Annotated in this window: 17 protein-coding genes; 7 read left to right on the top strand and 10 right to left on the bottom strand. The window is 60.0% G+C overall.

From position 1 onward, the window contains the following. The gene (locus tag K7A42_RS04425) at nucleotides 1-1,101 is read right to left on the bottom strand and encodes a Gfo/Idh/MocA family protein (RefSeq protein WP_064263014.1); all 1,101 of its coding nucleotides are present in this window, start codon (nucleotides 1,099-1,101) and stop codon (nucleotides 1-3) included. A 51-nt stretch (nucleotides 1,102-1,152) separates the two neighbouring features. After that, entirely contained in the window at nucleotides 1,153-2,352 is a 1,200-nt protein-coding gene (locus K7A42_RS04420) for an ROK family transcriptional regulator (protein ID WP_004438840.1), read from the bottom strand. 196 nt (nucleotides 2,353-2,548) lie between these two features. Here K7A42_RS04420 and K7A42_RS04415 point away from each other — a divergent pair, with 196 nt between their 5' ends. The 6 genes from K7A42_RS04415 to K7A42_RS04390 all read left to right on the top strand — a co-directional run bounded on the left by K7A42_RS04415 (nucleotide 2,549) and on the right by K7A42_RS04390 (nucleotide 9,194). Next, entirely contained in the window at nucleotides 2,549-3,850 is a 1,302-nt protein-coding gene (locus K7A42_RS04415) for an extracellular solute-binding protein (protein ID WP_034498157.1), read from the top strand. A 67-nt stretch (nucleotides 3,851-3,917) separates the two neighbouring features. After that, complete coding sequence (locus K7A42_RS04410) at nucleotides 3,918-4,856, top strand: carbohydrate ABC transporter permease (protein WP_004438845.1); 939 nt, start codon at nucleotides 3,918-3,920, stop codon at nucleotides 4,854-4,856. Next, a complete protein-coding gene (locus K7A42_RS04405; protein ID WP_022563716.1) occupies nucleotides 4,849-5,697 on the top strand; it encodes a carbohydrate ABC transporter permease in 849 nt (282 codons plus the stop codon). Before K7A42_RS04410 ends, K7A42_RS04405 begins: the two co-directional genes overlap by 8 nt. A 17-nt stretch (nucleotides 5,698-5,714) precedes the next feature. Further along, nucleotides 5,715-6,788 carry an ABC transporter ATP-binding protein gene (locus K7A42_RS04400; RefSeq protein WP_037093274.1) on the top strand — a complete coding sequence of 358 codons (1,074 nt, stop codon included), beginning with the start codon at nucleotides 5,715-5,717 and terminating at the stop codon, nucleotides 6,786-6,788. A gap of 144 nt (nucleotides 6,789-6,932) precedes the next feature. Next, nucleotides 6,933-7,985: a sugar phosphate isomerase/epimerase family protein gene (locus K7A42_RS04395; RefSeq protein ID WP_282454898.1), complete on the top strand. Its 1,053-nt coding sequence runs from the start codon at nucleotides 6,933-6,935 to the stop codon at nucleotides 7,983-7,985. A 21-nt stretch (nucleotides 7,986-8,006) separates the two neighbouring features. Further along, a complete protein-coding gene (locus K7A42_RS04390; protein ID WP_035208184.1) occupies nucleotides 8,007-9,194 on the top strand; it encodes a Gfo/Idh/MocA family protein in 1,188 nt (395 codons plus the stop codon). A gap of 86 nt (nucleotides 9,195-9,280) precedes the next feature. On the opposite strand, the gene K7A42_RS04385 is transcribed toward K7A42_RS04390, so the two are convergent. From K7A42_RS04385 to K7A42_RS04370, 4 genes are all read right to left on the bottom strand, one after another. Beyond that, nucleotides 9,281-9,532 (bottom strand): hypothetical protein, encoded by a 252-nt coding sequence (locus K7A42_RS04385; RefSeq protein ID WP_282454897.1) that lies wholly within the window; start codon nucleotides 9,530-9,532, stop codon nucleotides 9,281-9,283. 115 nt (nucleotides 9,533-9,647) lie between these two features. Continuing rightward, nucleotides 9,648-10,919 carry a glycerate kinase type-2 family protein gene (locus K7A42_RS04380; RefSeq protein WP_022563718.1) on the bottom strand — a complete coding sequence of 424 codons (1,272 nt, stop codon included), beginning with the start codon at nucleotides 10,917-10,919 and terminating at the stop codon, nucleotides 9,648-9,650. Nucleotides 10,920-10,923: 4 nt separating this feature from the next. Further along, nucleotides 10,924-11,277, bottom strand: a complete 354-nt coding sequence (locus K7A42_RS04375; protein ID WP_035208332.1) for a DUF1304 domain-containing protein — start codon at nucleotides 11,275-11,277, stop codon at nucleotides 10,924-10,926. A gap of 324 nt (nucleotides 11,278-11,601) precedes the next feature. Further along, complete coding sequence (locus K7A42_RS04370) at nucleotides 11,602-12,540, bottom strand: AraC family transcriptional regulator (protein WP_006697249.1); 939 nt, start codon at nucleotides 12,538-12,540, stop codon at nucleotides 11,602-11,604. A 184-nt stretch (nucleotides 12,541-12,724) separates the two neighbouring features. Between K7A42_RS04370 and K7A42_RS04365 the strand changes: the two genes are divergently transcribed. Then, the gene (locus K7A42_RS04365; RefSeq protein ID WP_282454896.1) at nucleotides 12,725-13,942 is read left to right on the top strand and encodes an MFS transporter; all 1,218 of its coding nucleotides are present in this window, start codon (nucleotides 12,725-12,727) and stop codon (nucleotides 13,940-13,942) included. A gap of 65 nt (nucleotides 13,943-14,007) precedes the next feature. Here the strand turns inward: K7A42_RS04365 and K7A42_RS04360 are convergent, their stop codons facing one another. From K7A42_RS04360 to K7A42_RS04345, 4 genes are read right to left on the bottom strand one after another with little or no spacing between them, the layout of a single operon-like run. Beyond that, nucleotides 14,008-14,742, bottom strand: coding sequence for a FadR/GntR family transcriptional regulator (locus tag K7A42_RS04360; RefSeq protein ID WP_006697251.1), 735 nt, complete (start codon nucleotides 14,740-14,742; stop codon nucleotides 14,008-14,010). Between the two features lie 17 nt (nucleotides 14,743-14,759). Beyond that, complete coding sequence (yjfF, locus tag K7A42_RS04355; RefSeq protein WP_006697252.1) at nucleotides 14,760-15,740, bottom strand: galactofuranose ABC transporter, permease protein YjfF; 981 nt, start codon at nucleotides 15,738-15,740, stop codon at nucleotides 14,760-14,762. Next, entirely contained in the window at nucleotides 15,737-16,777 is a 1,041-nt protein-coding gene (locus K7A42_RS04350; RefSeq protein ID WP_282454895.1) for an ABC transporter permease, read from the bottom strand. Before K7A42_RS04350 ends, yjfF begins: the two co-directional genes overlap by 4 nt. Next, entirely contained in the window at nucleotides 16,777-18,300 is a 1,524-nt protein-coding gene (locus K7A42_RS04345) for a sugar ABC transporter ATP-binding protein (RefSeq protein WP_282454894.1), read from the bottom strand. Before K7A42_RS04345 ends, K7A42_RS04350 begins: the two co-directional genes overlap by 1 nt. Between the last annotated feature and the right edge of the window lie 80 nt (nucleotides 18,301-18,380).

Here is an 18,380-nt window from a genome sequence, read left to right as displayed (position 1 = left end):
TTATTTGCCGAGCTGGCCGTCGACCAGCGATGTTTCAAGCGGAGCAGGACGTTCCGCCTTGGTGGTGATGGAAACGGTCGTGCCGCTATCTGACGCCGTCTGGAAGGCTTCCATGACTTCCAGCACGTGGAGGGCAAGATCGCCATTGGCGCGGTGCGGACGGTTCTCGCGGATGGCGTAGGCCATGTCGGCGACGCCAATCGAACGGTAATTTCCGTCTGCATAGGGCGAAGACAGGGTCTGCGGCTCGAACTGTCCGCCCTTCTTCAACAATTGCACTTCGCCGCCAAAATGGTTGGGGTCGGGGACGATCAGCGTACCTTCCGTGCCATAGAGTTCCAGCGGCACATGTTTGTGGCCGGCGACATCGAAGCTCATGCCCACCTGCACAACGGCGCCGTTCTCGAAGGCCAGCACGCCGGACACATGGGTGGCGACATGAACGGGGATCTTTTCGCCGTTCTTTGGCTCACTTGTGATGAGGCGTTCGTTGCGGGGGGCAATGGCAAAACCCGCCACCCTGGCGACCGGGCCAAACAGGTTGACGAGATCGGTAATGTAATAGGGTCCCATATCCAGCATCGGCCCGCCACCAACCTCATAATAGAAAGCTGGGTTGGGGTGCCAGCGTTCATGGCCGGGGCACATGAAGGTGGCGGTGCCGCCCACGGGCTGGCCAAGCACACCCTCGTCGATCAACCGGCGCGCTGTCTGGTGCCCGCCGCCGAGGAAGGTGTCCGGAGCCGAACCGATGCGCAGGCTCTTTGCCTTTGCCGCGTCCGCAAGGCGTTTGCCTTCGGCGAAATTGATGCCCAACGGTTTTTCCGAATAGGCGTGCTTGCCGGCGTCCAGCGCGCGCAGACCCACTTCCACATGCGCCTTGGGGATCGTCAGGTTGACGATGATCTCCACCGAGGGATCGGCGAGAAGTGCGTCGATGCTTGTCGCCTGGAGGCCGAATTCGTCGGCGCGGGCCTTTGCCGCCTGCTCGTTCATATCCGCAAGACCGCGAATGTCGAGAATGGGAAACGAAGCCATGGCCTTGAGATAGGCGCTGGAAATGTTGCCGCAGCCGATGATGCCGATGCCGACTTTGTTCATAAAATCCTCCCGTAAATCAGAAATGCCTTGGCCTGTGCTCACCCCTGCGGGTTAGAGCGCTGGCCCGGTCGTGTTCCATGGCGATTCGTAAAGTTCGTAAAGTGCAACGGCCGCGGCCCCCTGCGCCCACAATTCGTCGCTTGCAACATCGAAAACCAGTTCCGCCACACCGGCCAGAGATGGCGGCACTGCGGCATTGTAGCTGTTGCGAATGCTGGCGATGAACGGTTCGCCAAGTTCGAGGCTGGAGCCGGTAATGATGACCCGTGGTGGCGCAAACAGCGTGACGATATTGGCTAGTGTCAGGCCGAGGGCGGCACCGGCTCGCAAGGCGGCCGTAATGAGGTCGTGATCTTCGGCCGCAATCAGCGCATGAGCATGTTGCATGCCACGGCCGAGCCGGATCGCTTCGGCAAAACGCCCATCCGCCGGGCGGGAGCCCAAAATCGCGTTTTCACCGGCCTGGCTCGCCAGCCGCACCGTGCCTTCATTGGCAAGGCCGATCACGAGGTCACCCAGATTGTGGCTGAGACCGCCCGCGCCACGGAAGAGCTGGTTCTGGTGCAGCACGCCAAGGCCGAGCGTCTGTTCCAGCGAAATCAGCACCATGTCTTCGAGATCGCGCGCATGGCCGAACCAGTGATGGGCAAGCGTGATCGCGTGGGCGTCACTTTCGATAATGGTCGGCGAATTCAGCCGTGCCGTCATTTCCTCAGCGAAATTAACATTCACTTCCCGCAAAATCGGGCTGCTTCGAATCTTGCCGGTGCGATGTTCGATGACGCCGGGCAGGCCGAGGCAGACCATATCCACATCCTCAAGCGATAGACCGGCATCGACGACGCAACGTCTTACGCCGTCCTCCACGAGATCGGCGATGACGCCTATGGGCTGGCGGTCTACCCGGATCGGCAAGGCAAGCGTGGAGAGTACATTGCCGCAAAAATCGGTGACGACAAAGACCATGCGGTTTGCGGCAATCTTGGCGCCCACAACGCGGGCGGCATCCGGGTTCAGCTCCAGCATCACACGCGGCCTGCCGCGCCCACCTTCGGTGCGGATATCGCCCAGGTGCCGGGTCAGGATGAGCCCGTCATCCAAAAGTGAGGCGGTAATGGCGGAAACGGTCGTGGTGGAAAGCTGGGTGCGTTCGCTGATCTCAACGCGGGAAATGGGCCCATGTCGGCGGATGCTGTCCAGCACGCTCAGCCTGTTGATCGCGCGCATTAGTTCGGGGTCTGCGGTCTTCATGGGGTCCTGCTGCGATCAATGCCGGTTCGAGAACCGATTTACGTCGGGTTGCGGATTAAATAACGGTGTAGGGGAGGGGTGTGTCAAGCTGTTCGCGCAAAAAATCGGCATAGTGCCTTGACATTGGGCGAGGGCTAATGTGAATTAATCCGCATTGGGGAATAAATGAGGAAATCCCCGAGGGAGGATCACCATCATGACGATTTGGCACGCAGGCGCAAGCCTGAGCGGCAGGCTGACAGGCTTTGCCGCAACGACAAGCATTGCTCTCATGCTCGGCGCAGCAAGCGCCTCGGCCGCGACGGTCGTTAAATGGATGCATGTTGAGCTGGACCCGAAATCCGTGGCTGTCTGGGAAGAAATTGCCAAGGAATACGAGGCCAAGCACCCCGATGTGGATGTTCAACTGCAGTTCCTCGAAAACGAAGCCTTCAAGGCAAAATTGCCGACCTTGCTGCAATCGAACGATGTTCCGGACTTCTTCTATAGCTGGGGCGGCGGCGTTCTTGAGGAACAGTCCAAAACCGGTGCGCTGAAGGATCTGACCGAGGTTTTCGACGCCGATGGCGGCAAGCTGCGCCAGGCCTATAACGCATCCGCAATTGACGGCCTGTCTTTCGACGGCAAGGTCTGGGCCGTACCTTATCGTGTCAGCCTCGTCAGCTTCTTCTATAACAAGGAGCTTTTCGCCAAGGCCGGTGTGAAGGCCGAAGACATCAAGACCTGGGCGGACTTCAGCGCGACGGTGAAGAAGATCAAAGACGCCGGCATCGTGCCGATTGCAGGTGGCGGCGGTGAGAAATGGCCGATCCACTTCTACTGGAGCTATCTCGTGATGCGCAATGGCGGCCAGGCCGTGTTTGACGCGGCCCGCAAGGGTGAAGGCGAAGGCTTTATGGATCCGGCGATTATCAAGGCGGGTGAGCAACTGGCCGAGTTCGGCAAGCTCGAACCCTTCCAGCCGGGGTATCTTGGTGCAACCTGGCCACAGGCACTGGGCGTCTTTGGCGATGGCAAGGCCGCAATCATTCTCGGCTTTGACAATACCGAAGCGAACCAGCGCAAGAATGCCGGCGACGGCAAGGGGTTGGCCCCTGAGAATATCGGTCGCTTCGCTTTCCCAGTTGTCGAAGGCGGCGCAGGCAAAGCTACAGACACTCTGGGCGGCCTGAACGGCTGGGCGCTCACCAAGAACGCCTCCAAGGAGGCTGTCGATTTCGCCACCTTCCTGACCAGCAAGGAAAGCGAAGAGAAAATGGCGACCGCCGGTATGATCCTGCCGGTTGCCACAGGGGCTGCCGGTGCGGTGAAGAACCCGCTGCTGGCGGATTCCGCCAAGCAGCTGGCTGCTTCCACCTGGCACCAGAACTTCTTCGACCAGACGCTCGGCGCTGCCGTCGGTCGTGTCGTCAACGATATCTCGGTTGAGATCGTTTCCGGCCAGATGACTGCCGAAGAGGGTGCCCAGCAGATTCAGGACGCATTCGAACTGCGCTGATCTGGTTTCCATGGCGGCGCCGCGAATGTGCGGCGCTGCTTATCTGCCTCCATGAAAGCGGATAGAGATGACGGATATTTCCATGACTTCTGCGTCCATACCGGCGCGCGGCGCGGCAAAGGCCAGGCGCAAGCAAAGTTCGGTGGCGCATGACCGGGCATTGACCCTTCTGGTCTTCCTGCCGCCCGCACTTTTGCTCTTTACCCTGTTTGTCATCCTGCCCATGGGCGAGGCGGCGTGGTACAGCCTTTACCGCTGGAACGGCTACGGCACGCCGACCGATTTTGTCGGCCTGAAGAATTTCCAGGTGCTTTTCGGCAATGCCGCATTCTCACAGGCCCTGATCAATAACGGCCTCATCATTCTCATTTCGATCCTGATCCAGATTCCGCTGGCCATCTGGCTCGCCATGATGCTGGCGCACCGTATTCCCGGTGTCGTCGCTTTCCGGCTGGTATTCTTCCTGCCTTACGTTTTGGCTGACGTCGCGGCGGGCCTGATCTGGCGTTTCGTTTATGATGGCGATTATGGCCTGTTTGCCGCCATTTCCAATTTCTTCGGTTTCGCCAATCCCTATGTGCTGGCTGACAAGGATGTGGCGATCTATGCCGTGCTCGGCGTCATCGTCTGGAAATATTTCGGTTTCCACATGATGTTGTTCATCGCCGGCCTTCAATCCGTCGACAAGAACGTGTTGGAAGCGGCCGAAATCGACGGCGCGTCCGGATGGCAGAAATTCCGTTACGTTACGCTGCCGATGCTGGGCTCCACGGTGCGCCTTTCCGTCTTCTTCGCGGTCATCGGCTCGCTGCAGCTGTTCGACATGATCATGCCGCTGACCGGCGGTGGTCCGTCCAACTCCACGCAGACCATGGTCACCTTCCTCTACACCTACGGCGTCATGCGCATGCAGGTCGGGCTTGGCAGTGCGGTTGGCGTCGTTCTCTTCGTCATCTGCGTGACGCTCGCCTTCGGTTACAAAAGGATTTTCATGCGCCATGACTGATACATCCACTTCCGTCCGCATGCCGCTGCAAACCAAGCTTTATCTCTATATTTCATTGAGCCTGATTGCAGCCATCGTGCTCATCCCGCTTCTCACGACGGCGCTCGGTGGCTTCAAGACGCTGGGAGACCTGCGCGTTAACCCGTTCGGAATTCCGGCCGAATGGCAATGGGCCAATTACGGCGATATCCTGCTTGGCAAACGCTACTGGCTGCAGATTTTCAATTCGCTCGTCATCGCACTGCTGACGGTGTTCCTGACGCTGACAGTTTCGGCCATGGCGGCCTTCACTTTCGCGCATGTGAAGTTCTTTGGCTCGTCTTTCCTGCTCAATTATTTCTTGCTCGGGCTGATGTTCCCGGCGGCCACAGCCATTCTGCCGCTCTTCATCCGCATTCGCGATCTGGGCCTGCTCGATACCTATTGGGGCGTGGTGCTGCCGCAGGTGGCCTTTGGCCTCGGCATGAGCATTCTCCTGTTCCGCAATTACTTCCGTAATCTGCCCGACGAGCTGTTTCAGGCGGCCTTTGTGGATGGCTGCGGCTATCTGCGCTTTTTCTGGCATATTTCCGTGCCGCTTTCGCGGCCGATCGTGGCGACCGTTGGCATCGTTTCCTTTGTCGGCAGCTGGAACAGCTACATCCTGCCGCTGATCATGCTGAATTCGGAATCGAAATATCCCTGGCCGCTCGGCATCATGGTTTATCGCGGCGAATTCGGCACGGAGTGGCAGCTCGTTCTCGCCTTCATCACGCTGACGATCCTGCCGACCGTCATCGTCTTCTTCCTCGCACAGAAACACATCATCGCGGGCCTGACGGCCGGTGCCGTCAAATCGTGACGTGAAAGGAGCAAAATATGGCTTCCGTCGAACTTAGAGAGATCCGCAAGTCCTATGCCGCGCTCGATGTCATTCACGGCATATCGCTCGATATTGCTGATGGAGAATTCATCGCGCTGGTCGGCCCTTCCGGTTGCGGCAAATCCACCCTGCTGCGCATGATCGCTGGGCTGGAAGAAATCACCGATGGCGATATTCTCATCGGCGACAAGGTGGTCAACGGCATGACCCCGCGCGAGCGCAACATCGCCATGGTGTTCCAGTCCTACGCGCTTTACCCGCATATGACGGTGGCTGAAAACATGGGCTTCAATCTGAAGCTTGCCGGCCAGCCGAAAAACGTCATTGAAGAGCGTGTTGCCGAAGCTGCCCGTATGCTTGATCTCGGCAAGCTTCTGGACCGCAAGCCTTCGCAGCTTTCCGGCGGTCAGCGCCAGCGTGTCGCCATGGGTCGCGCTGTCGTTCGCAACCCCGCCGTCTTCCTGTTCGACGAGCCGCTTTCCAACCTGGATGCCAAGCTGCGCGTGCAGATGCGCAGCGAAATCAAGGCGCTGCACCAGAAGGTCGGCACGACCTCCATCTATGTGACCCATGACCAGATCGAGGCTATGACTCTGGCCGACCGGGTCGTGGTGCTCAATCACGGCCGCATCGAGCAGCAGGGCACACCGCTTGAGCTTTACAAGACGCCGGCAAATCTCTTCGTCGCCGCCTTCATCGGTTCGCCCGCGATGAACCTCATAGAAGGCGTGGTGGATGGCGAGGGTGACCAGCCCGCCGCCCGGCTGAAGGACGGAACCGCGATCCGCATTGCCGCCTCCCGCAAGGTTAAGCGCGGCCAGCCCGTGACGATCGGGCTTCGCCCCGAACATATCGGTTCCGCGATTGGGGGAGATATCTCGCTTACCGGCAGAACGGTGCTGGTGGAGCCAACCGGCGCGCAGACCCATGTGGTCTTCGAATTGGCGGGCGATCAAGTCACGGCACTGGTGGATGGTGAGCAGCCGGTGAAGGTCAACACGCCCTTTGCCGCCACCGTGCACCATGAGCGCGTGCACGTCTTCGACAGGGCGAGCGGACTGGCGCTTTAAGTGCCCAGATGTTCTTGATGAAATGCTGAAATTCTCTTGCCCCTTCGCTTTTGGGGCTTGTCTGAAAATCACGAGCGGTTAGCTTGGCGATTGGGAACAAAGCGGGGTTACCGCGTAACTGTATCGATGCAGGAGGAGATTTTTATGAGAACGATCAAGGGACCGGGTCTTTTTCTCGGTCAGTTCGCCGGTGATGCGGCCCCCTTCAACAGCTGGGACAGCATTACCAAATGGGCGGCGGAAAAGGGCTATGCTGGCGTGCAGGTGCCGACCTGGGCCGGGCAGCTGATCGATCTCAAAAAAGCGGCGGAATCGAAGGACTATTGCGACGAATTCGCCGGTGTCGCGCGCCAGAACGGTGTGGAAGTGACCGAGCTTTCCACCCACTTGCAGGGCCAGCTTGTTGCGGTTCATCCAGCCTATGACGAGGCTTTTGACGGTTTTGCCGCACCGGAAGTGCGTGGCAACCCGAAAGCGCGTCAGCAATGGGCGGTGGAGCAGGTGAAGTTTGCGCTGAAAGCCTCCAGAAATCTCGGCATCAAGGCGCATGCGACCTTTTCCGGCGCGCTCGCTTGGCCTTTCGTCTACCCGTGGCCGCAACGCCCGGCCGGTCTTGTAGAAACAGCCTTTGACGAACTTGCCAAACGCTGGACGCCGATCCTCGATTATGCCGATGAGCAGGGTGTGGATGTCTGCTATGAAATCCACCCCGGTGAAGATCTGCATGATGGCGTCACATTCGAGATGTTCCTGGAACGGGTGAAGAACCACCCCCGTGCCAACATGCTCTACGACCCCTCGCATTACGTGCTGCAATGCCTCGATTATCTCGATAATATCGATATCTACAAAGACCGCATCAAGATGTTCCATGTCAAGGACGCGGAGTTCAACCCGACCGGACGGCAGGGCGTTTACGGCGGTTATCACGGCTGGGTGGAACGGGCCGGCCGCTTCCGTTCGCTGGGCGACGGGCAGGTCGATTTCGGTGCGATTTTCTCGAAAATGGCCGCCAATGATTTCGATGGCTGGGCTGTGGTCGAGTGGGAATGTGCGTTGAAACATCCTGAAGATGGTGCCCGCGAAGGGGCTGAATTCGTCAAGGCGCATATCATCCGCGTCACGGAAAAGGCCTTTGACGATTTTGCATCTGGTGGCACCGACGATGCGGCCAACCGCCGTATGCTTGGGCTTTGAGAGCATTGCAGAGGAAACATTATGGCTATTGAAGGAAAGACAACCGACAAGGCGAACAAGCGGATTCGCCTCGGCATGGTGGGCGGTGGTTCTGGTGCCTTTATCGGTGGTGTTCACCGCATGGCGGCGCGGCTCGACAATCGTTTCGATCTCGTGGCAGGGGCGCTGTCTTCGACCCCGGAAAAATCCCTCGCCTCCGGCCGTGAACTGGGGCTCGATCCCGAGCGTTGCTACGGCTCGTTCGAGGAGATGGCCGAAAAGGAGGCGCTACGCGAGGATGGCATAGAGGCGGTGGCGATCGTCACGCCCAACCACGTGCATTATCCGGCGGCGAAGGCGTTTCTGGAGCGTGGCATCCATGTCATCTGCGACAAGCCGCTGACCTCCAATCTGGAAGACGCGAAGAAGCTGAAGGACGTCGCCGACAAGGCCGATGCGCTGTTCATCCTGACGCATAATTACACCGGCTATCCGATGGTGCGGCATGCACGGGAACTGGTGGAATCGGGCGCTCTCGGCACGATCCGTCTGGTGCAGATGGAGTATCCGCAGGACTGGCTGGCGGAACCCATCGAGCAGACGGGTGCCAAACAGGCTGTCTGGCGCACCGACCCGGCCCAATCCGGTGCGGGTGGTTCCACAGGCGATATCGGCACGCATGCCTATAATCTCGGCTGCTTCATTTCCGGTCTGGAAGTCGACGAACTGGCGGCAGATGTGCATACCTTTGTCGAAGGCCGCCGGCTGGACGACAATGCGCATGTGATGCTGCGTTTCAAGCCGAAGGGTGGCAAGCAGCCGGCAAAGGGGCTGCTCTGGTGCAGCCAGGTTGCGGTCGGCCACGAAAACGGGCTGAAAGTTCGTGTGTATGGTGACAAGGCCGGCATCGAATGGACGCAGGCCGACCCGAACTATCTCTGGTTCACGAAGCTTGGCGAGCCGAAGCAGTTGATCACCCGCGGCGGTGCCGGGGCAGGGGCTGCCGCAGCACGCGTCACCCGCATCCCTTCCGGCCACCCGGAAGGTTATCTCGAAGCCTTCGCAACGATCTATACCGAGGCGGCGCATGCCATCGAAGCCCGCCGCACCGGCTCGGTGCTCGACAAGGCCGTGATTTACCCGACCGTCGATGATGGCGTAAAGGGTGTCGCCTTTGTTACGGCCTGCATCGAGTCTGGCAAGAAGAACGGTGGCTGGGTGAAGCTCTGAGGCGAGTTGCAGCGTATTTCTTCTCCCCGCCACGGGGAGAAGAAAAAAGCTGATGTGCTAGCCCTTCATAGACTGGGGCACAAAACTCAGTGATAAGCGCTGGACGATATCGACTCCACGCGTTGCGTCACGGGGCAGCCGTCCTGGATTTTGGTCCAGGAGGAAACGTTGAGTTTCATATCGCAGCGGGCCAGATAGGACCCGCCATCGACTCTGAGGCAGGACGTCTGGCCGAGCTGAAACATGACACCGCGATTTCGGCATTTGCAATTATGGGCATCCGCCAAAGCTGGGATAAGGGCGATGGCCAAGCCAAGTATGAGCACTCCAGGACGCATGGCTGAGGCTCCAAAGGATATCTCGCCAGATTACTCCTGTCCGAGAGCATAGTCAAAACGTGCTCCTCTACGAGCACGTGCCGGAAGCTCAGTAGTCTCTGCCAATGCCCCGCTATCAGCCGATCAAAATCGCCCTGATGTCATTGACATTCGTGAGCGTTGGGCCGGTCACGACAAGATCTCCTGCCGCCCTGAAAGCCGTATAGCTGTCGTGGCTCACGAGTGACTGGCGCGGATCGACGCCGGCTGCGCGCATACGGGCAAGTGTGTCCGGCGTCACCACGGCGCCCGCGGCATCCTCCACTCCGTCTATGCCGTCGCTATCGCCGGCAATGGCCCATATGCCATCAGCACCTTTGAGCGTCAGCGCAAGGCTCAGCAGGAATTCCGTGTTGCGGCCGCCCTTGCCGGCCGGCCCCTTGCCGATCGTAACCGTGGTTTCGCCGCCGGAAAGCAAAACGGCCGGGCCTTTGAGTGGCAGGCCCTTGCGGCGGGCGGAAATCGCGATACCGGCCATGACCGCGCCGACATCCCTGGATTCACCCTCCAGCGAATCCCCGAGGATGAGCGGCGTTAAGCCAAGCTTCACCGCCTCATCCGCTGCCGCCTGCAAGGCGAGCGAGGGGGCGGCGATGAGCCGGATATCTTCCGCGATATCGCCGGCCTTCGGGGTTTCCTCGCCCTTTTCCAGCACTTTGCGCACATTTTCGGGAAGATCGAGCGCATAACGGGAAACGATTTCCCGCACGGTTTCAATATCGCTCGGATCGGCGACCGTCGGGCCCGAGGCGATTTCCGAGGGATCGTCGCCCGGCACGTCGGAGATCAGCAGGGAAACGACCCTGGCCGGTTTGGCGGCCAGCGCCAGTCGCCCGCCCTTGATGCGGGAGAGGTGCTTGCGCACGGCGTTCATTTCGGAAATCGTGGCGCCGCTGGCAAGCAAAGCGCGGTTGACCGCCATCTTGTCCGCAAGCGTCATTCCCTCGGCGGGTGAGACCATCAGCGCCGAACCACCGCCGGAAATCAGCGCGATGACCATGTCGTCTGCAGTCAACCCTTCAACGGCGGCGAGAATGCGTTTTGCGGCTTCGGCGCTCCTGTCGTCCGGCACCGGATGCGAGGCTTCGATGATTTCAATGCGCCCGGTCGGGACGGCATGGCCGTAACGCGTCACCACCACGCCGGAAAGATCGACATTTGGCCATGCCGCTTCAAGCGCTGCGGCCATTGCGGCGGAAGCCTTGCCTGCGCCAACCACCACACACCGCCCTCTAGGCGGGGAGGGCAGGTGTTGTTGCAACACTTTAGAGGGATCGGCGCTGGCGACTGCGGTCATGAAGATGCGGTTGAGAGCGTCTCTTGCGGACGTATCGTTCCATGCGGTCATTTGTTCATACTCCGATCCAGAGGAAGCCGAGCGCAAACAATGCCGGCAATGCCTGAATGAACAGGATTTTGATATTGGCTGTCACGGCGCCAAAAATACCGGCCACCAGCACACAGCTCAGGAAGAAGACTTTGAAGTTCAGCCCGTCGTCACCCTGCGTGAGCCCATAGGTCAGCCCCGCTGCGAGAAAGCCATTATAAAGACCCTGATTGGCGGCCAGCACTTTCGTCTGCCGGGCAAAATCCGCGGAAAGACCGAAGGCCTTGCGACCGGCAGGCTTCTCCCAAAGCAGCATTTCCAGGATGACGATGTAAATATGAATTGCCGCGATCACGGCGATCAGAAAGCTGGCGATCATCATCGGTTCCTCCAAACCCTGATGCCCGTCGCCCGGTCTGTCAGGGTAACAGGTGGCAAACGGATCATTCCGTTTTAACGGTGCAACAGATAGCCGCAAGGCCAGAATCCTCTCTTCCCGTACGAACTGGTGAAGAGCGCCAACTGCTGTTTGACTCTTTGCGGCCAATAGGAACAAATCAAGAAAAAAAGATGAGTAACCGGATCACCGCACAATCGAGGAAAGACCGCCGCCGGCCGCCGATGAGGAAGATGCGGTGGAGCGGATAAAGATCCTTTCCCATAATTTCCGCCAAGTCTGTGATATCCGCCGAGAGGGCGCGTCTTAAGCCGCATCCTCCAGCCCTGCCGCATCTTTCCTGCGGAACTGGCTGGGTGGTGCGCCGATTACCCGTTTGAAGGCGCGGCTGAAAGAGGCCTCGGAATCGTAACCGAGCTTTTCGGCTGCCTGCGTCACCCGCATTCCCTCTCGCAGCCACAGCCGCGCCTGATGCATGCGGACCCGAACCACATAACGCGCGGGGCTTTCTCCTACCACGCGGGTGAAACGTTCCGCGAAACTTGAGCGGGATGCGCCCATCAGGGAGGCGAGTTCTTCCACGCTCCAGTCCTTTTCGGGGTTGAGGTGAATGGCGGCGAGCACGCGGCCGAGTTCGGGATTGCGCACGGCGGCAAGCCAGCCGCTGGAATCGCCGCAGCCATATTCCACCCAAGTACGGATCAGCGTTGCAGTCAGCACATCGGCCAGCCGCGCCAGAATGCCACCCGCGCCGACGCGGTTCAGCTCGACCTCCCGCGTCATGGCTTCCAGAAGATGGGGTATGGCCGGATCGCTTTTGGCCAGATCGCTGGTCAGCATCACGTCAGGCATCAGCTGCAGCAGCGGATGCAGGTTATCCATGTTGAAACGCATCGAAGCGGTGAAAGCCACGGTATCGCCACCCGCACTTGCGCACTCCATGTCGAAAATGCCCTGACACACTTCCTTCTTGCCGAACCGGTCGAAGGGGGAAGGGGCCACCTTTTCACCGCTCGCCAGCACATGTGCATGCCCGCGCGGCAGAAGCACGGCGTCGCCACATGTCAGGGTCAGCCATTCACCCGAGGGTTTTTGCAATTTCGCCTGCCCCACGCCGATGAAATGAAACCGCGCCGCCTCCTGTTCGGGAAAAGCCGTCGCCCAGGGGGTGGCCATGCGGCAGCGGCCATATTCCACACCGTCAAGCCTAAGGCCACGCAACATTTCCGTCAGGGCATCGTTCATGGTATCTCGCATATTCGGACGATTGGTTAAGGAATACGGATTTTCTAGCATGGAAACGCCGGGCTGTCACGCATAGCCTGCTTGCATCGATTTGCAGTCGTCGAAGCGGGGCTCCCAACCGGCTTCCTCGCCTTGCCCTTTCCGTTTCACGACGCGTTCCGGGAATGCGCATCAGGAGATTTTCATGAATAGCCGGACCATAAACGAACTGGAATATACGCCGCGCAGACACGAGCCGGATGCGAAATGGGCCGCTGTGGTTTCACTTTCGCTCGGCGTTTTCGGATTGGTAACGGCGGAATTCCGGCCCGTCAGCCTCCTGACGCCGTTATCGGCCGATCTCTCCATTAGCTCCGGCATTGCCGGACAATCCATAACCGTCACGGCGCTGGTCGCTGCGGTTGCGGGCCCGGGTGTCGTCATCGGCACACGCGGCATTGACCGGCGCTGGACCCTGCTGGGGCTGACCACGCTGCTGATAATCTCCAGCACACTGGCCGCCTTTGCCAATGGGCTTTTCATGCTCTTTGCCTCGCGCGTCCTGCTGGGCATCGGTCTTGGCGGCTTCTGGGCCATGTCGGCGGCGCTGGCGTTGCGGCTCGTGCCGATTGAAAAAATGCCACGCGCCATGGCCATCATCCTTACCGGGGTCTCCGTCGCAACCGTGTGTGCGGCACCGGTGGGCGCGTGGATTGGCGCGACGCTCGGCTGGCGATCGGCCTTCGTCGTTGCCGGCGTGCTCGGCGTCATTGCGCTCGCCGTGCAATTGCTCACCGTGCCTTCGCTGCCGCCGGCCGGTGCCCCCGGCCTTTCCACCATGTTCCGGCTGCTTCAGCGAACGCAGGTCCGGATCGGTCTTTTGACGACGCTATTTATCGTTGCGGGCCACTTTGCCGGCTTCACCTATGTCCGACCGTTCCTGGAAGACGTGCCGCAGCTTGGCGTGGAGGCGATTTCGCTTGTTCTGCTGATTTACGGTATCGGCGGTTTCTTCGGCAATCTTTTCGGTGGTTTCCTTGCAGAAAAGAACACGGCCTGGGCGGTGACCTTCGCCGCAACGCTGATCGCCGCATCGGCTTCCATCCTGGTGATTGCCGGCGCATCTCCCGTTGTTGCGGGCCTTGCCATCGCCTCCTGGGGTTTTGCCTTCGGCGCATTGCCCGTCAGCGTGCAGAGTTTCATCACGCGTGTTGCCTCGGATGAGGCCGAGAGCGCGGGTGCGCTGCTGCTTACGACATTCCAGATCGCTATTTCCAGCGGTGCGGTTCTTGGCGGCCTGCTGATCGATCTCCAGGGCGCAACCATGGTGTTCGTCTTCGTGGCCATCGCAGCTCTTCTCGGCGCCTCGCTGATGGCGTCGCGGCGCGGCGTGGTGCCGCAGGTAGAGGCATCGCAGGGCTGAGGACCTGGCGAGAGGAATGGGCCTGCATTCTTGTGGGCCCGCCTTCGCTACGACTGGTTTCGGGTTTAAACCGTCTTGATCGCCTTCTGCGTCCGGTCCTTGCCCACTTCGATCACATGCCGCATGGCCTTCACCGCCGCATCCGCGTCCCGCGCCGCGATGGCGTGGACAATGCGCAGGTGGTTGGATGCGATCTCCGCGATGGTGCCGGGCGAGGCGGCCGGTGACGAAAGCTGGAATGAGATGGCAAGCGCCGCCTCGATCAGCCCGCTTGCCGAACGCATGAAGGGATTGCCGGACATATGCGCGACGGCAAGATGGAACTCGAGATCCACCTTGGCGATGCTCTCCGGCGTATGCTGCGGATTGTCGAATTTTGCGGCGATGACGTAAAGCGAGACAATGTCTTCATTGGAGGCCTGGAGAGCTGCTGCCGCCGCCGCCGCCGGCTCCAGCGCCAGCCGAATTTCGGCCAGGTGCTTCACAAATTCCTGGTCGATGCCGGCTTCGCAGCGCCAGCCCAGCACATCCGGATCAAAGAAATTCCAGCTCGAACGGTCGAGCACCCGGGTACCCACCTTCGCCTTGGGTTCCACCAGCCGCTTGGCCGCCAGCGTCTTCATGGTTTCGCGCAGCACCGTGCGCGAGACGCCGAAACGCATGGAGAGCTCCGCATCGTTGGGCAGCAGAGAGCCTTCGGCGATCCTGCCCGAGACGATGGCGCTGCCGAGTTCGGAAACCACATGCGCGTGGCTGTTCCGGCGTTTTCGCCCGCTAATCGTCGTTTCGAGCAGCCCCAAGCAAGCCTCCGTTTGCGTTATGCCGGATGCGGTCCGGCCAGTCTCCTGTTTGAATACCAGATGATTGCGCGCTGCAACACGATGAACACGAAAAGCAGCACGCCGATGACGATTTTCGTCCACCAGGAGGACAGGGTTCCATCAAAAACGATGTAGGTCTGGATCAGGCCCTGGATCAAAAGCCCCACAAAGGTTCCCGCGACCAATCCCGTGCCGCCGGTCAGAAGTGTACCGCCGATGACGACGGCAGCGATCGCGTCCAGCTCCACGCCCACCGTCGCCAGCGAGTAACCTGACGAGGTGTAAAGCGTATAAACGATACCAGCGAGGCCGGAGAGAAAGCCGGAAAGTGCATAGATGCCAATGGTGGTGGTCCCGATCGGCACGCCCATCAGCTCGGCAGATTGCGGATTGCCGCCCAGCGCATAGACATTGGCGCCGAAGCGCGTGCGGCTTGCGATCAGCATGCCGGCGGCGAAGACGAGAAGCATGAGCATGGCGAGCGCCGTCAGCCTGCCGCCGCCTGGAAAGCGGAAATAAAAGCCCTGTATCGCATCGATGAAAGGATGTGAGATCGGCACCGACTGGGTGGAGATCAGATAGGCAGCCCCGCGCGCCAGGAACATGCCCGCGAGTGTCACCACAAAAGGCGGGATGGAGAGAAAGCGGATCATCGCGCCCATGAGGCAGCCAAACAGCGTGGAAATCAAAAGCACGATGGCGAAGGCAAGCAGCGGATGGATGTTATAGGTGCCGACCAGGACGGCCACAAAGACGCTGGTGAAGGCAATGACCGAACCAATCGAGAGATCGATGCCGCCTGACAGGATGACGAAAGTCATGCCGACGGCGGCTATGCCGAGAAAGGCGTTGTCGGTAAGAAGATTTCCGATCACCCGCGTCGAAAAGATCGCCGGATATTGCATCACGCAAAGAAGATAGGCGACGACGAAAATCGTCAGCGTGGTGAGGAAGGGCAGGTTGCGGCTGTGGATCATCGCGCGGTTCCTTCCTTGGTCATACCGTTGGTGGCGGTTTTGGCGTGCTGCTTTGGCGCTTTCACGAAACCGAGGACGGCCATGATCGCCGGAGATTGCAGCGTCAGCACCACCATGATGATGCCGGCCTTTATGATGAGGTTGAATTCCGGCGGAAAGCCCGAGACGAGGATGCCGGTATTGATGGTCTGGATGATGAGCGCGCCGATCAGCGATGCGGTGATGGAGAAGCGGCCGCCATTTAGTGAAGTGCCCCCGATGACCACCGCCAATATGGCGTCCAATTCCAGCCAGAGGCCGGCATTGTTGGCATCCGCACCACGAATATCCGCCGTCACGATCATGCCGGCGATCGCCGCGCAAAGACCGGAAACGGCATAGACGAAGAACAGCAGAAAGCGCGCCCTTACACCGGCAAGAGCCGCTGCGCGGCGATTGATGCCGGTCGCTTCGATCAGGAAACCGAGTGCGCTCTTGCGAACGAGAAAGCCTATCAGGAGCGCGGCCGTTATCCAGATGATGACGGGCAGGGGCACACCGGCAAATGCGCCGGAGCCGATCGCGGAAAAGCTGTCATTGTTGAACGTGAGGATGACGCCCTCGGTGATGAGCTGCGCGATGCCGCGCCCTGCCACCATGAGGATCAGCGTGGCGATGATAGGCTGTATGTCGAGAAGGGCAACCAGCACGCCGTTCCAGAGGCCACAGACAATTCCCACGCCAAGCGAAATGGCGATGACGGCGGGAATGGAATGTCCATTGCTGATGAGCGTGGCGGCGACGGCGCCGCAGATGGCGATGACAGCACCAATGGAAAGATCGATGCCCTTGGTCGCGATGACCAGCGTCATGCCGATGGTGAGCAGCGCCACGGGGGCGGCGCGCACAAGAATGTCCACCAGACTGCCATAGAGCCTGCCATTTTGAAACGACATATTGAGGAAGCCGGGCGAAATGATTGTAATCGCTGCGAGAATGATAAAAAGCGCAGCAAGCTGCGGTGCGAGTCTTCTAAGACGCCGATTGACTGCCGTCATCATGCCGCCTCCGTTCTGGCCGCATCTGCGATCGCACGCATGATATTGTCGGCCGTCACTTCGCCGCCTTTCAGCTCGCTGACATGCCGGCGGTCGGAAAGCACGACGACACGATGCGCCACGGCGGTGAGTTCTTCCAGTTCGGAGGATATGACGACAAGCGACATGCCCTCGCTGCAGAGTTTTTCGATCATTTTGAGAATTTCCGCGTGGGCGCCGATATCGATGCCGCGTGTCGGCTCGTCGAGGATCAGAAGCCGGGGATGGGTGGCCAGCCAGCGGGCCAGGATGGCCTTCTGCTGGTTGCCGCCGGACAGGAACTTGATCGGCCGGTCGGGGTCGGCCGGGCGGATATCAAGGGATTTGATGAAACCTTCCGCCAGCTCTGCCTTTTGCCGGCGCGACAGCGGCCGCGCCCATCCCTGCCGGGCCTGAAGGGCCAGCGCGATGTTGTCGGTCACGGAGAAATCACCAATGATGCCGTCCGTCTTGCGTTCTTCGGGACAGAAACCGAAACCGGCCGCAATCGCCGCCTCGGGAGAAGAGATCGTCACCGCCTGCCCGTCGATCGTTGCTTTGCCCGTGTCGGGGCGGTCTATGCCGAAGAGCAGGAATGCCGTTTCGGTCCGGCCGGAGCCGAGAAGCCCTGCCACGCCGACGATTTCCCCGGGGCGTATCCCGAGATCGAAGGGAGAGACGCTGCCGCGTTTGCCATAACCTTCGAAGCGAATGCTTGGCTCGCCTTCGGCGATTGTTTCTTCGGTCGCCTGATGGTCATGGGTGATCTGTTGAAGTTCCCGGCCGAGCATCATCGATATCAACTCGGAACGCGGCAGGCTGCCGATTTCGCGTGTGCCGACAAGCCGGCCGTTGCGCAGCACCGTCACCCGGTCGGCGATATCGTAGACCTGATTGAGGAAATGAGTGATGATTACGATACCGATACCGCGCGCCCGCAGCTTTTTCAGTACGCCGAACAGCATTTCAACCTCATGAGCGTCGAGGCTGGCGGTCGGCTCGTCCAGCACCAGCACCTTGCCGGAAAGATCGACGGCGCGGGCGATGGCGATGATCTGACGGATGGCGACGGAATAGCTGGAGAGAAGGGCGTTGACGTCAATGGAAAGGCCGTACTGGGCAAGCAGCGCCTGCGAATTCTTTTGCATCGTGCTGCGGTCGATCAGCCCGAAGCGCCGCGGCTGGCGGCCAAGGTAGAGGTTCTCCGCAACGGTGAGGTTTTCGAGAAGGTTGACCTCCTGGTAGACGGTGCCGATGCCAAGGGCCTGCGCCTCACCCACATTGGCGGGCGAGATTTCGCTGCCTTCCAGAAAGACTGATCCGCTGCCGCGGCTGTAGACGCCCGTCAGGATTTTGATCAGCGTCGATTTTCCGGCGCCGTTTTCGCCGAGCAGCGCATGGATTTCGCCGTGCCCAAGCGCAAAGTCGACGCCATCCAGCGCCGTGATCCCTAGAAAGGATTTGCCGATGGCGCGTGCTGCCAGAAGTGGGGCCGTTTCGGACATGAGCAGTTTCCGTATTCCAATGGGTTTTGGTAGAGCAATCGGCAGGGAGCGGCGTATTTCTTCTCCCCGCCGGGGAAAAG

The organism is Agrobacterium sp. InxBP2 (assembly GCF_026191755.1).
Lineage (GTDB): Bacteria > Pseudomonadota > Alphaproteobacteria > Rhizobiales > Rhizobiaceae > Agrobacterium > Agrobacterium pusense.
The sequence above is the reverse complement of the archived record's forward strand: the minus strand, read 5'-3'. Positions and strand labels throughout refer to the sequence as shown.